We start from the raw sequence: 13,540 nt of genomic DNA, 5'->3' as shown, positions 1-13,540 counted from the left end.
TCCGGCGGATAAGACGAAGCGGGAAGCGGCGATCCGGAGGAGCGCGCATGTGGTCTTCGTCGGCGCCCCTCGGGCGAGGGCGTTTCTTTCTCTATACGATCTTTCTGGGCCTGCTCGAATTCTTCAACATTCCCGAATTCGTCCTGAGGCTGCTCCTCGGCATGAAGCGCGACGGGAGCCTGGATCTGGAGCGCCTCGCGCTCGTCGGGGGGATTCTGCTCCTGAGGCTCTCCACCATCTGGATGCAGGGCTTCTTCGCGGCGCGCCGAAGCCTCGACGCCGGATTGAGTCCGCATGTGGTCGGCGCCTATGTCGGGGCGATGCTGCTGGACCTCGCTCTGGAGGTCTGGGGGCTTCTGGGCGGCGGCGGACTCTTCTGGAGCCTGCCTCAGCCTTACATGGAGCGCAGTCTGATCGGCTTCGTCCTGTTCGGCTTCTGGATCCGCTTCTGGACAGCGACGCCTGCGAGATGGGTGGTCCCCTGAGGCCTCAGGGCGCAGAGCCGCCGAAGAGCGGCGGCAGCTTCTCCGAGGCTGCGCCCGCCTCCATGTGGCGGCGCAGGAAGCGGGCGGCGCGGTCGATGGCCTCCGCGGCCTCGGGGGCCCAGGGCGCCGCGATCTGGAACACATGCGGCAGGCCGCGCCAGAGGATGAACTCGGCGGCCACGCCCTGTTCGCGCAGACGCCGGACCATGCGCAAGGCGTCGTCGCGGAGAATCTCGATGTCGCTGACCTGGATCATCACCGGCGGCCCGCCCCTGAACTCTCCGTAGAGCGGCGAGGCGCGCGGATCCGAGGGATCGGCGCCCTGGAGGTAGCTCTCCACCACCTCGCCGATGCGCTCCGCCGGAAGCAGCGGATCGAGATGGGCGTTCTCCGCGATGCTCGCGCCCGAGAGCATGAGGTCCGTCCAGGGGCTGAACAGCGCCAGAGCCGCAGGCTCGGGCAGGCTCCGCGCGCGGATCTCCTGGAGCAGTCCGAGACAGAGCCCTCCGCCGGCCGAATCTCCCGCGAGCCCGAGGGTCTTCGGATTCACGCCCTCCGCGAGCAGGCGCTCGTAGACCGCGAGGGCGTCCTCCAGAGCGGCGGGGAAGCGGTTCTCCGGCGCGAGGCGGTAATCCGGCGCGCAGACCCGCGCCTTCGCGTCGCGCGCGAGGCGCCAGGTGATCGAGCGGTGAGTCCGGGGAGAGCCCATGACGTAACCGCCGCCATGCAGGTAAAGGATCGTGTTGAAGGGCTTCACCGGCCCGTCCTCGACCCATTCCACGGGAATGCGCCCGCCCGGCCCCTCGACCTCCTGATGGGTCAGCCTCAGCCGCCAGAAGGGCGCCGGAGGCACCAGGGCGCGCGTGCGGAAGGCGAAGCGTCGGCGGGCCTTCTGCGGGGTCTCCACTCTGGCGGCCTGACGCTTCGAGGTGTTCTGGAGCACGAAGCTCAGGACGGCGTTGCGCGTCCGGCCGAAGGCGCCGGGCTCGCGGGTGAGGTCCTCGCCGGAGTCCCCGGTCACGTCCAGACCGCGCGCGTCCTCCATGGCTTCGTCTCCTGTCTGGGCTCAGCCTTGGGCGCGTCTGTGTTCGATGGCGTCCCAGATGAGGCCGAAGCCGTCGATCCCGTCGAAACGCGACATCTGCCAGACGCCCGTCGGCGAGGTGACGTTGATCTCGGTGAGGTGGGTTCCGATCACGTCGATCCCGACGAAGATCTGGCCCTTCTCCTTCAGCAACGGCCCGATGGCTTCACAGATCTCGTGGTCGCGCTTCGTGAGTTCAAGAGCCGCCGCCCGCCCGCCGACATGCAGATTCGAACGCGTCTCATTCTGCGCCGGAATGCGGTTCACGCCGCCGACCGCCTTGCCGTCGATGAGGATGATGCGCTTGTCGCCCTCGCGCACGGCGGGCAGATAGCGCTGCGCGATGAAGGGATCGCGCGTCATGCCGGTGTAGAGCTCATGCAGCGAGGGCAGGTTCACGCCGTCGGCGTGGACGCGGAAGACTCCCGCGCCGCCATTGCCGAACAGGGGCTTGACGATGATCTCTCCATGCTCCGCCTGAAAGGCCTGAAGCTCCTTGAGATCGCGGGTGATGAGGGTCGGGGGGGTGAGGTCCTTGAATTGCGTGACGAGCAGCTTCTCGGGGTAGTTGCGCACCCAGAAGGGATCGTTGACCACCAGGGTCTTCGGATGGACCAGCTCCAGGAAATAGGTGGTCGTCAGATAGGACATGTCGAAGGGCGGATCCTGACGCAGCAGGATCACGTCGAAATCCGAGAGGGGCCCGAAGCGCTCCTCGCCCAGTTCGGCGTGATCGCCCTGGACCGCCCGCACCTTCAGCCCCCGCGAACGCGCGACGGGGACGCCGTCCTTCAGCGACAGCTGACCCGGCGTGTAATAGCTCAGGCGATGCCCGCGCTCCTGGGCCTTGAGCAGCAGGCCGAAGGTGGAGTCCTGCGTGATGTCGATGGGGCCGATGGGGTCCATCTGGACGGCGACGTGAAGGCTCATGAGGATCTTCCGAAAGGGGGGCGGAGACAGGCGAATCCGGCGCAGATTATCCGATCGGGCGCCCCGCGCCAGAGAATAGAGGCCCGGGCTTGAGCGCCGCCGCGCTTGGGGCTATCCTGAGGGGGATTCCGCAACCTCCGCCTCCGCCCGCCGATTCCCGGCTCGCGCGAGCGGCTTTCATGGAGTTGCAAGCTGAACGTGCAAACGCCGACTGATTCCGGCCCCGCCGCCGAACCCCTCTCAGCCGCCGGAGAGCCTCCCAAGCCCGAAATCGCGCCGGAAGAGCTGCTCGCGGCCGCGCTGGAGGCGATGGACGACGACAAGGCCGAAGACATCGCAGTCATCGACCTGCGTCGGAAAACCCCCCTCGCCGACTACATGATCATCGCCAACGGCCGCTCGACGCGCCATGTCACCACCATCGCCGAGAAGCTCATGGAGCGGCTGAAAGGCAAGCTCGGGCTGGTGGCGCGCGCCGAAGGCGTCGAGGGCGGCGACTGGGCGCTGGTCGATGCGGGGGACGTGATCGTGCATGTCTTCCGCCCCGAGGTGCGCGACTTCTACACCCTGGAGCGCATCTGGCTGGGGCCGGACGAGGAGCCGCTCGAGCGGCGCAACGTGACCTCGAAATTCGAGCCCGGGGAAGAATGAGCCGCATCTCATGCGGCTGACGATCCTCGCTCTCGGGCGGGCGCGTCCGGGGCCGGAGAAGACTCTGACCGAGGATTACCTCCAGCGCCTCGCGCCCATGGGGCGAGGCGTCGGCTTCGGTCCGGCGCGGCTTCTCGAACTGGAGGCCAGGTCGGGCCGTCGCGAGGAGGAAAGCGCGCTGCTGCTGGAGCGCGCGCCGTCGGGCGCGAAGCTCGTCGCGCTGGACGAGCGCGGCGAGACTCCTTCAAGCCTCGATTTCGCAAGAAGGCTCGGGCGCTGGCGCGACGGGGGCGCGGCGGAGGCCGCCTTCCTCATCGGCGGCGCCGACGGCCACGCCGAGATCCTGCGCGAGCGGGCGGACTGGGTGGTGTCGCTCGGACGCCTCACCTTGCCGCACATGCTGGCCAGAGCGGTGCTGGCCGAACAGCTCTATCGCGCCGCCTCGATTCTCGCGGGCCACCCCTATCATCGGGAATGAGGCGCCGCCTCTCGCCCCCGTCTCGGGGCGCGGCGAGCCCCTGAAATTTCCTGGACCCGGAGCTTGAACAGCCCGGATTTCAGGATTTTCACGCCTGAACCCCGGCGCGATCCGGGAAAGCCTCTCCCGCAAGAAGCAGGCTCTCGCGCAGGATTCCAGGTCGACCCGACCTGACGCCCGGAGACCGCACCTGAGCTGAGGCGGCGATCTTCCGCCTTTCGTCAGGGGGCCGACCCGAGCGCAGCAGGATCAGGCGTTTCCTCCGGGCTTCCGCAAGCCATGGATCGGGCGGCGCTCCAGAGCCCTTTCCCAGCCTCGGAGCCTGGCCTGAAACAGGAGAGCGCCGCCCTCGCGGGCGACGCTCCCAATTTTTCCTGAGGCCGACCAACCCCCGAACCTGAAAGGCTCAGGCGGCGATCTCCTCGCCTTCGTTCTCCTTGCGCCGGGCGGGAACGGGCGTCGGGATGAGCATGAAGGCCGGGACGTGATCTCCGAAGCCGAGGACGTTCTCGTCGGCTTCCTCTTCCTCATGGCGCCGACGTCCGCGGCCTCCCCTTTCGGGGCGGTCGTTGCGGTCGCGGACTGGCGGCGCGGCGCGCGGATCGTTCCGGGGCTCGTTGCGGCGCGGACCGCGCGACTCGCTCTCGGCGGGCCGACGGCGGGATTCGTTCCGGGGACGGCGATCCTGGGATTCGGCGCGGGGCGCCTCCTCGACCGTCTCGGGTTCGACGGCTTCGGCGCGGGCCTTGCCGGGAGCTTCGAGGCGCGGAATGGGCTTCTTGATCAGATCCTCGATCTGTCCGATGTATTTGGCGTCGCTGGGCAGCACGAGGGTGTAGGCCGTGCCCGAGCGTCCGGCGCGGCCGGTGCGGCCGATGCGGTGGACGTAATCCTCGGGATGGGTCGGGGCGTCGAAGTTGAACACATGGCTGACGTCGGGGATGTCGAGCCCGCGCGCGGCCACGTCCGAAGCGACCAGAAGCTGGATGGCGCCGTTGCGGAAGCCGTCCAGCACCCGCATGCGCACATGCTGGTCGAGGTCGCCATGCAGCGCGCCGACCGAAAAGCCGTGCATTTCGAGCGATTTGTAGAGAACGCCCACGTCGCGCTTGCGGTTGCAGAAGATGATGGCGTTGCGCAGCTTGTCGCCTTCGCCCTTGAGGATGGCGCGCAGCACGTCGCGCTTGCGCTTGGCTTCGGCCTCGCGGCCGCCGCCGCCCTCGACGGAACGCAGCCCCTGGGTCACGGTCTCGGCGGTGGTGGCGGGACGCGCCACCTCGACCCGCACCGGCGCCTGGAGGAACTCGCTCGTCAGCTTGACGATCTCCGGCGGCATGGTGGCCGAGAAGAACAGCGTCTGGCGCGTGAAGGGCGTGAGCTTGAAGATGCGCTCGATGTCGGGGATGAAGCCCATGTCCAGCATGCGGTCGGCTTCGTCCACGACCATGATCTGCACGCCGGTCAGCATGAGCTTGCCGCGCTCGACGTGGTCCAGCAGGCGTCCGGGCGTGGCGATCAGCACGTCCACGCCGCGGTCGATCAGCTTGTCCTGCTCGTTGAAGGACACGCCGCCGATCAGCAGGGCCATGGTGAGCTTGTAATGCTTGCCGTAGGTCTCGAAGTTCTCGGCCACCTGGGCGGCCAGTTCGCGCGTCGGCGCGAGGATCAGCGAACGCGGCATGCGCGCCTTGGCGCGGCCCTGAGCCAGACGGGCGATCATCGGCAGGGTGAAGGAGGCCGTCTTGCCGGTGCCCGTCTGCGCGATGCCGAGGACGTCCCGGCCCGCCAGCGCATGCGGGATGGCCTCGGCCTGAATGGGCGTCGGCTCCTTGTAGCCCGCATCCGCGATGGCCTGAAGGAGCGGAGGAGGCAGATTCAGTTCGTCAAACGTCATTGACCGCTTAAACTCATCTTGAAATGGCGCCTCGCAGGTCATTGGACTGCGGCGCATGGGCAACATGCGCCCTGACGCAGGGAATGTCAAACCTTCGCTGCGGCGCAAGGGAGGCGCAGAGGGCTCTGAGGCCTTTCGTCGCTCGGGGCGCGCAAGGGAGAGGCGGAGGATCGGGGCGGCCTCTCCGGTCGGGATCGGGGCGGAGGCGCAGAGGAGGGGCGCGCGCAAGGCCTTTCGGGTCTGATTCGGCGATTTGCGCATCATCCCTTCGTCCTGAGGCCCGCTTGAGACTTAATATTGCTTTTGCGCTGCGGCGAAGGATGGGTATAGTCGCGCCAGACCCCATGCCGCGCGAGGCCGCGCCCTCGCGCCAATTCTGGAATCCGAGTCCATGTCCGACGCCGCTCCCAAGCCGACCGCCACCCGCGACGCGCCCTGGCTCATGCGCACCTACGCCGGCCACTCCACGGCGGCGAAGTCCAACGCGTTGTATCGCAGCAATCTGGCGAAGGGTCAGACGGGCCTCTCCATCGCCTTCGACCTGCCGACCCAGACCGGCTATGATTCCGACGATCCTCTGGCGCGCGGCGAAGTGGGCAAGGTGGGCGTTCCGGTCAGCCATCTGGGCGACATGAAGGCCCTGCTCGACGGGATTCCGCTCGACCGCATGAACACCTCCATGACGATCAACGCGACGGCCCCCTGGCTGCTCGCGCTCTACATCGCCACGGCGGAGGCTCAGGGCGTCGATCCGAAGAGCCTTCAGGGCACCACCCAGAACGACCTGATCAAGGAATATCTCTCGCGCGGCGCCTATGTCTATCCGCCGGTTCCCTCGATCCGGCTGGTGGGCGACGTCGCCGCCTACACCCTCACCGAGGTTCCGAAATGGAACCCCATGAACGTCTGCTCCTATCACCTCCAGGAGGCGGGCGCGACGCCCGAACAGGAGCTCGCCTATGCTCTGGCGACGGCCATCGCGGTTCTGGATTCGCTGAAGGCCCGCAAGGAGATCCCCGCCGAGACCCTGGGTCAGATCCTCGGGCGGCTCTCCTTCTTCGTGAACGCCGGGATGCGCTTCATCACCGAGATGTGCAAGATGCGCGCCTTCAGCGAACTCTGGGAGGAGATCGCCGAAACCCGCTATGGCGTCACGGACGAAAGGCTGCGGCGTTTCCGTTACGGCGTGCAGGTCAACAGCCTCGGCCTGACCGAGCAGCAGCCCGAGAACAACGTCTACCGCATCCTCATCGAGGCCCTCGCGGTGACGATCTCCAAGAACGCCCGCGCCCGCGCCCTCCAGCTTCCCGCCTGGAACGAGGCTCTGGGCCTGCCGCGTCCCTGGGATCAGCAATGGTCTCTGCGCATGCAGCAGATCCTCGCCTTCGAGACGGATCTCCTCGAATATGGCGATCTCTTCGACGGCTCGCCGGTGGTGGCCGCCAGGGTCGAGGAGCTGAAGACCGGCGCCCGCGAGGAGCTGGCCCGCATCGAGGAGATGGGCGGCGCGCTCAACGCTCTGGATTACATGAAGCGGCGCCTGGTGGAATCGAACGCGGCGCGTCTGGCGCGGATCGAATCCGGCGAACAGATCGTCGTGGGCGTGAACAAGTACACTTCCGGCGAGCCCTCGCCGCTTTCGGGCGGAGACGGCGCCATCCTCGTGGTGGATCCGGCGGTGGAGGCCGAACAGATCGCCTCGCTCAAGGCCTGGCGCGCCCAGCGCGACGAGAAGGCCGTCCAGGCCGCCCTCGCCGAGCTGAAGGCCGCGGCGAAGGAAGGCCGCAACGTCATGCCGCCTTCGATCATCGCGGCGCGGGCGGGCGCCACGACGGGCGAATGGGGCGGAGCGCTCCGCGAGATCTTCGGCGAGTTCCGCGCGCCCACGGGCGTTTCTGCGGCCTCCTCGGCCCCCACCACCGATCTCGTGCGCATGAAGGCCGTGCGTCAGCGCGTGGAGGAGGTTTCGGGCGCGCTCGGACGGCGCATCAAGATGCTGGTCGGCAAGCCGGGCCTCGACGGCCATTCCAACGGCGCCGAACAGATCGCGGTGCGCGGCCGGGATTGCGGCTTCGAAGTCGTCTATGAAGGCATCCGCCTGACCCCCGCCCAGATCGTCAACTCGGCGCTCGAAGAGAGCGTGCATGTGGTGGGGCTCTCGATTCTCTCGGGCTCGCATCTGGCGCTCGTCGAGGAGGTGCTGGAGCGCATGAAGGCTCTGGAGATGAACGACGTCATCGTGATCGTGGGCGGCATCATCCCCGATTCCGACGCCGAGCTTCTGCTGAAATCCGGCGTGACGCGCGTCTATACGCCCAAGGACTTCGACCTCACCAGGATCATGAGCGAGATCGTGGACATGGTCGAGGCTCAGGCGGCCAGAGCCGCCGCCTGACCCTTCCCGCAGGAGATTTCAGAAAGCCCGCTCCGGAGCGCCGGGGCGGGCTTTTCCTGTTCAAGGGGCCGGTCCGAATCTGACTGTTTCTCGGCTTCGGGTTGTCCGCCTCTGGAGAAAGCCGCATAAGCTTTCCCATATCCCTGACGACAAAACCGAATCCGGAGGAAATCCCCATGACCACGTTGTTTTACGCGCCCGGCGCCTGCTCCCTCGCGCCGCATATCGCGCTGGAGTGGATCGGCGCGCCCTATGAGGCGCATCGGGTGACCTATGGCTCGCCGGAGCTCGTCGCCGTGAATCCTTCGGGCGCCGTGCCCGCGCTCAAGGAGGAGGACGGCTGGATTCTGACTCAGGCGGGCGCGATCCTCGAATATCTGGCGGCCAGGCATCCCGAGGCGAAGCTTGCGGGCGGCGAGGGCCTGCGCGCGGCGGCCGAGGCTCACCGCTGGTCGAGCTTCTTCACGGGGGATCTGCATCCCTCCTTCTACCCGGTCTTCATGCCCGACCGCTACACCACGGATCGCTCCGAGGCGGGGCTCGCCGCGACCCGCGCGGCGGGGCTTGATCTGGTGCGCAAGCGCTTCAAGATCCTCGACGCCCATCTTCAGGGCCGCGAATGGATCCTTGAGGGCCGTTCGGTCATGGACGCCTACGCCTTCCCGATGATCCGTTGGGGCCGGGCCAAGCTGCCCGAGGGCATGGGCGCCTATCCGAACGTCATGGCGCTGCATGACCGCCTCGCCGCCGACGAGAAGGTGAAGACGGTCCTCGCGCGGGAAGCCGCGAAGTGACCAGCGGGATTCATCACGTCACGCTGGTGACGCGGCGGGTTCAGGCCAATGTGGATTTCTACGTCGGATTTCTGGGCCTTCGCCTCGTCAAGCGGACGGGCGGCTACGCCGACCCGACTCAGCTGCATCTGTTCTACGGCGACCGCACAGGCTCGCCGGGGACGCTGCTGACCTTCCTCGTCTGGGAGGACGGCGCCTCGGGCCGCGCCGGACATGGCCAGGTGGGCGAGGTGGCGCTCTCCGTGCCGAAGGAGAGCCTCGGCCATTGGCTGACGCGGGCCATGGAGCATCGCGTTCCGCATGAAAGTCCGGGCCGCGAATTCGGCGAGACGGTCTTGCGCCTGAAGGATCCGGACGGCGTGATCGTCAAGCTGGTGGGCGTGGAGGCGCCGGAAGGCGCGGCGCCGGAGCCGATCCGCATCCGGGCCGTGACCCTGCTGACCGAAAAGCCCGAGGAGACCGCCGCTTTCGTGGCGCGCTTCGGCTATCGGGCGGGGCCGCGCGAGGGCGCGATTCAGCGGATGATCTCGGAGACCGACGCTCTGGACGTCCGCGACGCCACCGGCTTCTATCCGGGCGTGGCGGGGACGGGGGCGGCGGATCACGTCGCCTTCCGCGCGCCGGACGAAGCCGCCGTGCGGGCTCTGGCGGCGGAGTTCGCGGCGGAAGGCGCGGAGACCTCCCTTCGCGACCGGCAATATTTCTTCTCCTTCTATGTCCGCGAGCCGGGCGGCTCCCTGATCGAATGCGCCTCCGACGGGCCGGGCTTCCTGCTCGACGAGCCGGAGGAGAGCCTCGGGACGCAGCTGTTCTTCCCGCCCCGCGCCGCAGGCGTCGAGGATCTGGCGGCGATGCTGCCGCAATTCGCCCTGCCCGGCGAGCCGCGGCGGCCTCGACGGGATCTGCCCTTCGTGCATCGTTTCCGCGATCCCGAAGGCGCGGAGCCCGACGGCTCGACGCTGATCCTGCTGCATGGCTCGGCGGGGATGGAGGCGGATCTGATGCCCTTCGCCGCGCGGGTCGCGCCGCGCGCCACGCTGCTCGGGCTGCGGGGCCGCAGCACGGAGGAGGGAAGCCATCGCTGGTTCCGGCGTCTGCCGGGGCGGCTCTTCGATCAGGCCGACCTCCGCGCCGAGGCTGAGGCTCTGGTCTGGACGCTGGAGGAGGCGCAACGGGCCTATGGGCTGGATCCGGAGCGCGTGGCGGTTCTGGGCTGGTCCAATGGCGCGAACATCCTGGGCGCGGCCATGCTGCTGCATCCGGGCGCGATCCGTCGGGCGGCGCTTCTGCGTCCGCAGATGGTGCTTGAGGCCGATCCCGGCGCGGCGCCCGCGCCTGCCGAAGCGCTTCTGCTGACCGGCGCGAGCGATCCCTCCGCGGAGCCTCTGGCGGAGGCTCTGAGGCGGGCGGGGGCCTCGGCGGAGCTTCGGCAGGCCGCCTTCGGGCATGCCCTGACGCCCGGCGACGAAGAGATCCTGCGGGAATGGCTGAAGCCCGCTTGAGGCGATCCGACATGCAAAAGGCCCGGAGGTTTCCCTCCGGGCCTTTTCTCATGTCCCGGGCGGAAGGATCAGGCGATCTTCGGCAGGAGCTCGTCGATGGACTTCTTGGCGTCGCCATAGAACATCCGCGTGTTGTCCTTGTAGAACAGCGGGTTCTCGATGCCCGAATAGCCCGTTCCGGCGCCGCGCTTGCTGACGAAGACCTGCTTGGCCTTCCAGACTTCGAGCACGGGCATTCCGGCGATGGGCGAATTCGGGTCCTCCTGCGCGGCGGGGTTCACCACGTCGTTGGAGCCGATGACGATGGCGACGTCCGTCTGCGGGAAGTCGTCGTTGATCTCGTCCATCTCCAGAACGATGTCGTAGGGGACCTTGGCCTCGGCGAGCAGCACGTTCATGTGGCCCGGCAGACGCCCCGCCACCGGATGGATGCCGAAGCGCACGGTCTTGCCCTTGGCGCGCAGACGCTTGGTCAGCTCGGAGACCGACTGCTGCGCCTGAGCCACCGCCATGCCGTAGCCCGGCACGATGATGATGCTGTCGGCGTCGTTCAGAGCCGCCGCCACGCCGTCGGCGTCGATGGCGATCTGTTCGCCGGTGATCTCCATGGCGGGGCCCTTGGTCCCGCCGAAGCCGCCGAGGATCACCGAAACGAAGGACCGGTTCATGGCCTTGCACATGATGTAGCTCAGGATCGCGCCCGAAGAGCCCACCAGAGCGCCCACCACGATCAGCAGGTCGTTGCCGAGCGTGAAGCCGATGGCCGCCGCCGCCCAGCCCGAATAGCTGTTGAGCATCGAGACCACCACGGGCATGTCGGCGCCGCCGATGCCCATGATCAGGTGCCAGCCGATGAAGCCCGCGATCACGGCGGTCAGGATCACGGTCCAGAGGCCCGCGCCCGAAAGATACATGATCCCGAGGATCACGCAGAGCGCCAGAGCGCCCGCGTTGAGCATGTGGCCGCCCGGAAGCTGCTTCGGCTTGCCGTCGACCTTGCCCGCGAGCTTGCCGAAGGCGATGACCGAACCTGTGAAGGTGATCGCGCCGATGAAGACGCCGAGGAAGACCTCGACCTTCATGATGTTCAGCTCGACGCCGCTCTTGTGGGCCAGCACGCCCGCGAAGCCGGTGAGAGCCGCGCGCGCCTCGGCGCCGAGGCCCGCGACATGGCGCGCCTCCATCTCGGCGTTGAGCGCGATGAACACCGCCGCGAGGCCCACCAGCGAATGCATGGCCGCCACGAGCTGGGGCATCTCGGTCATGCCGACACGCTTGGCGAGCATCGCGCCGCCGACGGCGCCCGGAACCGCCATGAGCAGCACCAGCCAGGCGCCGCCGACTCCCGGCGTCAGCAGGGTGGCGAAGAAGGCCAGCGCCATGCCGACCACGCCATACCAGACCGCGCGCTTGGCGCTTTCCTGATTCGAAAGTCCGCCCAGCGAGAGGACGAACAGCACCGCCGCCACGACATAGGCGGCTGAAACCAATCCCAAAGACATTCCCGCCCCCTTACGACTTCTGGAACATGGCGAGCATCCGGCGCGTGACCATGAAGCCGCCGACGATGTTCACGGCGGTCATGAGCACGGCCAGAGCCGCAAGGATCTTCACGAGCGAGACGTCCGAGCCGATCTGGAGGATCGCGCCGACGATCACGATGGAGGAGATCGCGTTGGTCACCGCCATGAGCGGCGTATGCAGCGAATGGGCGACGTTCCAGATCACCTGGAAGCCCACGAAGACCGCCAGAGCGAAGACGATCATGTGTTGCATGAAGCTCGCCGGAGCGAAGCTCCCGAGGATCAGCAGGAAGCCCGCCATGGCCGCCAGCAGGCCGACCTGATTGCGCGTGCTCTTCTTGAAGGTCGCGACCTCGAGGGCGCGCTTCTCCTCATGGGTCAGCTCCTTGGGCTTCTCCTTGGGCTTCTGCGCGGCGATGGCCTGAATCTTCGGCGGCGGCGGCGGGAAGGTGATCGCGCCGTCATGAGTCACGGTGGCGCCGCGGATGACGTCGTCCTCCATGTTCTGCACGACCTGGCCGTCCTTGCCGGGCGTCAGATCGGACATCATGTGGCGGATGTTCGTCGAATAAAGGCTGGAGGCCTGAGAGGCCATGCGGCTCGGGAAGTCGGTGTAGCCGACCACGGTCACGCCGTTGTCGCTGACGATCTTCTGATCCGGAACCGTCAGATCGCAGTTGCCGCCGCGCTCGGCGGCGAGGTCCACGATCACCGAGCCCGGCTTCATCGCCTCGACCATGTCCTTCAGCCAGAGCTTCGGAGCGTCGCGGCCGGGGATCAGCGCGGTGGTGATGACGATGTCCATCTCCGGGGCCAGCTCGCGGAACTTCTTGAGCTGGGCCGCGCGGAACTCCGGAGAGGAGGGCGCGGCGTATCCGCCGGTGGCGGCGCCGTCGGTCTGGCTCTCGGCGAAGTCGAGATAGACGAACTCCGCGCCCATCGACTCGATCTGCTCGGCCACTTCGGGCCGCACGTCGAAGGCGTAGACGATGGCGCCCAGCGAAGTCGCCGCGCCGATGGCCGCCAGACCCGCCACGCCCGCGCCCACCACCAGCACCTTCGCCGGAGGCACCTTGCCCGCCGCCGTGACCTGGCCGGTGAAGAAGCGGCCGAAATTGGCGCCCGCCTCGATCACCGCGCGATAACCCGCGATGTTGGCCATGGAGGAGAGGGCGTCCATCTTCTGGGCGCGCGAGATGCGCGGCACCATGTCCATGGCGATGACGCTGGTCCCGATCTCCTTCGCCTGCTCCAGAAGCTCCTTGTTCTGGGCCGGATAGAAGAAGGAGATCAGAAGCTGTCCCTTGCGGGTGAGCTTCAGCTCCTCCGGAGTCGGGGGGCGCACTTTCGCCACGACATCGGCCTGAGCGTAGAGCTCCGCCGCCGCGGAGACCACGCGCACGCCCGCCTTCTCATAAGCCGCATCGGAGAATCCGGCCTTCGCGCCCGCGCCCGATTCGATCAGGCATTCATAGCCCAGCTTCTGAAGCTGCAAGGCGCTGTCGGGCGTCATCGCCACGCGCGATTCGCCCGCAAAGCTCTCCTTCGGCGCCCCGATCTTCATGAGGTCTTCCTCTGCATTTCTGATCCCCCAGTCGCTCCGCCGCGATGCGGAGGTCGATTTTCGCACGAGACGACGCCCCGAATCCGCGATCTCCCGGCGCGCGCGGGAGGACCGGACCCCCGAAGGAGGCTCCGGCGCCGGGGCGCGACGGGAAGACGAGGGCGGAGGCCGCCGGACGCATGACGCCTATACATCCGGCGCGTCCGGTCGAGGTCAAGCCCGCCATAGAGCCTATTGGGG

The 13,540-nt window shown here is 67.7% G+C and carries 11 protein-coding genes; 6 read left to right on the top strand and 5 right to left on the bottom strand.

All coding sequences use genetic code 11. From position 1 onward, the window contains the following. The first annotated feature begins 47 nt into the window (after positions 1 to 47). Positions 48 to 485 carry a hypothetical protein gene (locus PHN62_RS01930; protein WP_300145522.1) on the top strand — a complete coding sequence of 146 codons (438 nt, stop codon included), beginning with the start codon at positions 48 to 50 and terminating at the stop codon, positions 483 to 485. Between the two features lie 4 nt (positions 486 to 489). Here PHN62_RS01930 and PHN62_RS01925 read toward each other — a convergent pair whose 3' ends face one another. Next, entirely contained in the window at positions 490 to 1,530 is a 1,041-nt protein-coding gene (locus PHN62_RS01925; protein WP_300145520.1) for an alpha/beta hydrolase, read from the bottom strand. A 21-nt stretch (positions 1,531 to 1,551) separates the two neighbouring features. Continuing rightward, positions 1,552 to 2,499 carry a glutathione synthase gene (gene gshB / locus PHN62_RS01920; protein ID WP_300145518.1) on the bottom strand — a complete coding sequence of 316 codons (948 nt, stop codon included), beginning with the start codon at positions 2,497 to 2,499 and terminating at the stop codon, positions 1,552 to 1,554. A 270-nt stretch (positions 2,500 to 2,769) separates the two neighbouring features. On the opposite strand from gshB, the gene rsfS reads away from it, so the two are divergent. Both rsfS and rlmH read left to right on the top strand, forming a co-directional pair. Next, entirely contained in the window at positions 2,770 to 3,150 is a 381-nt protein-coding gene (rsfS, locus tag PHN62_RS01915) for a ribosome silencing factor (RefSeq protein WP_300145952.1), read from the top strand. A 10-nt stretch (positions 3,151 to 3,160) separates the two neighbouring features. Next, positions 3,161 to 3,628 carry a 23S rRNA (pseudouridine(1915)-N(3))-methyltransferase RlmH gene (gene rlmH, locus PHN62_RS01910; protein WP_300145515.1) on the top strand — a complete coding sequence of 156 codons (468 nt, stop codon included), beginning with the start codon at positions 3,161 to 3,163 and terminating at the stop codon, positions 3,626 to 3,628. 406 nt (positions 3,629 to 4,034) lie between these two features. Here the strand turns inward: rlmH and PHN62_RS01905 are convergent, their stop codons facing one another. Then, entirely contained in the window at positions 4,035 to 5,522 is a 1,488-nt protein-coding gene (locus PHN62_RS01905; RefSeq protein WP_300145512.1) for a DEAD/DEAH box helicase, read from the bottom strand. Positions 5,523 to 5,913: 391 nt separating this feature from the next. Here PHN62_RS01905 and PHN62_RS01900 point away from each other — a divergent pair, with 391 nt between their 5' ends. From PHN62_RS01900 to PHN62_RS01890, 3 genes are all read left to right on the top strand, one after another. Then, the gene (locus tag PHN62_RS01900) at positions 5,914 to 7,917 is read left to right on the top strand and encodes a protein meaA (protein ID WP_300145509.1); all 2,004 of its coding nucleotides are present in this window, start codon (positions 5,914 to 5,916) and stop codon (positions 7,915 to 7,917) included. 176 nt (positions 7,918 to 8,093) lie between these two features. Beyond that, complete coding sequence (locus tag PHN62_RS01895) at positions 8,094 to 8,711, top strand: glutathione S-transferase N-terminal domain-containing protein (RefSeq protein ID WP_300145506.1); 618 nt, start codon at positions 8,094 to 8,096, stop codon at positions 8,709 to 8,711. Continuing rightward, positions 8,708 to 10,213: a VOC family protein gene (locus PHN62_RS01890; protein ID WP_300145504.1), complete on the top strand. Its 1,506-nt coding sequence runs from the start codon at positions 8,708 to 8,710 to the stop codon at positions 10,211 to 10,213. The genes PHN62_RS01895 and PHN62_RS01890 overlap by 4 nt, the downstream gene beginning before the upstream one ends. 68 nt (positions 10,214 to 10,281) lie before the next feature. On the opposite strand, the gene PHN62_RS01885 is transcribed toward PHN62_RS01890, so the two are convergent. Continuing rightward, positions 10,282 to 11,715 carry an NAD(P)(+) transhydrogenase (Re/Si-specific) subunit beta gene (locus PHN62_RS01885; RefSeq protein WP_300145500.1) on the bottom strand — a complete coding sequence of 478 codons (1,434 nt, stop codon included), beginning with the start codon at positions 11,713 to 11,715 and terminating at the stop codon, positions 10,282 to 10,284. A gap of 10 nt (positions 11,716 to 11,725) precedes the next feature. Beyond that, a complete protein-coding gene (locus PHN62_RS01880) occupies positions 11,726 to 13,300 on the bottom strand; it encodes a Re/Si-specific NAD(P)(+) transhydrogenase subunit alpha (RefSeq protein WP_300145498.1) in 1,575 nt (524 codons plus the stop codon). Between the last annotated feature and the right edge of the window lie 240 nt (positions 13,301 to 13,540).

Origin of the sequence: Neomegalonema sp., assembly GCF_028688855.1 — a bacterium.
GTDB lineage: Bacteria > Pseudomonadota > Alphaproteobacteria > Rhodobacterales > Rhodobacteraceae > Neomegalonema.
The sequence above is the reverse complement of the archived record's forward strand: the minus strand, read 5'-3'. Positions and strand labels throughout refer to the sequence as shown.

Bases quoted from the DNA above. Each gene is read 5' to 3' on its own strand.
- PHN62_RS01930 (WP_300145522.1), top strand. From the start codon at position 48: ATGTGGTCTTCGTCGGCGCCCCTCGGGCGAGGGCGTTTCTTTCTCTAT.
- PHN62_RS01925 (WP_300145520.1), bottom strand. From the start codon at position 1,530: ATGGAGGACGCGCGCGGTCTGGACGTGACCGGGGACTCCGGCGAGGAC.
- gshB (WP_300145518.1), bottom strand. From the start codon at position 2,499: ATGAGCCTTCACGTCGCCGTCCAGATGGACCCCATCGGCCCCATCGAC.
- rlmH (WP_300145515.1), top strand. From the start codon at position 3,161: ATGCGGCTGACGATCCTCGCTCTCGGGCGGGCGCGTCCGGGGCCGGAG.
- PHN62_RS01905 (WP_300145512.1), bottom strand. From the start codon at position 5,522: ATGACGTTTGACGAACTGAATCTGCCTCCTCCGCTCCTTCAGGCCATC.
- PHN62_RS01900 (WP_300145509.1), top strand. From the start codon at position 5,914: ATGTCCGACGCCGCTCCCAAGCCGACCGCCACCCGCGACGCGCCCTGG.
- PHN62_RS01895 (WP_300145506.1), top strand. From the start codon at position 8,094: ATGACCACGTTGTTTTACGCGCCCGGCGCCTGCTCCCTCGCGCCGCAT.
- PHN62_RS01885 (WP_300145500.1), bottom strand. From the start codon at position 11,715: ATGTCTTTGGGATTGGTTTCAGCCGCCTATGTCGTGGCGGCGGTGCTG.
- PHN62_RS01880 (WP_300145498.1), bottom strand. From the start codon at position 13,300: ATGAAGATCGGGGCGCCGAAGGAGAGCTTTGCGGGCGAATCGCGCGTG.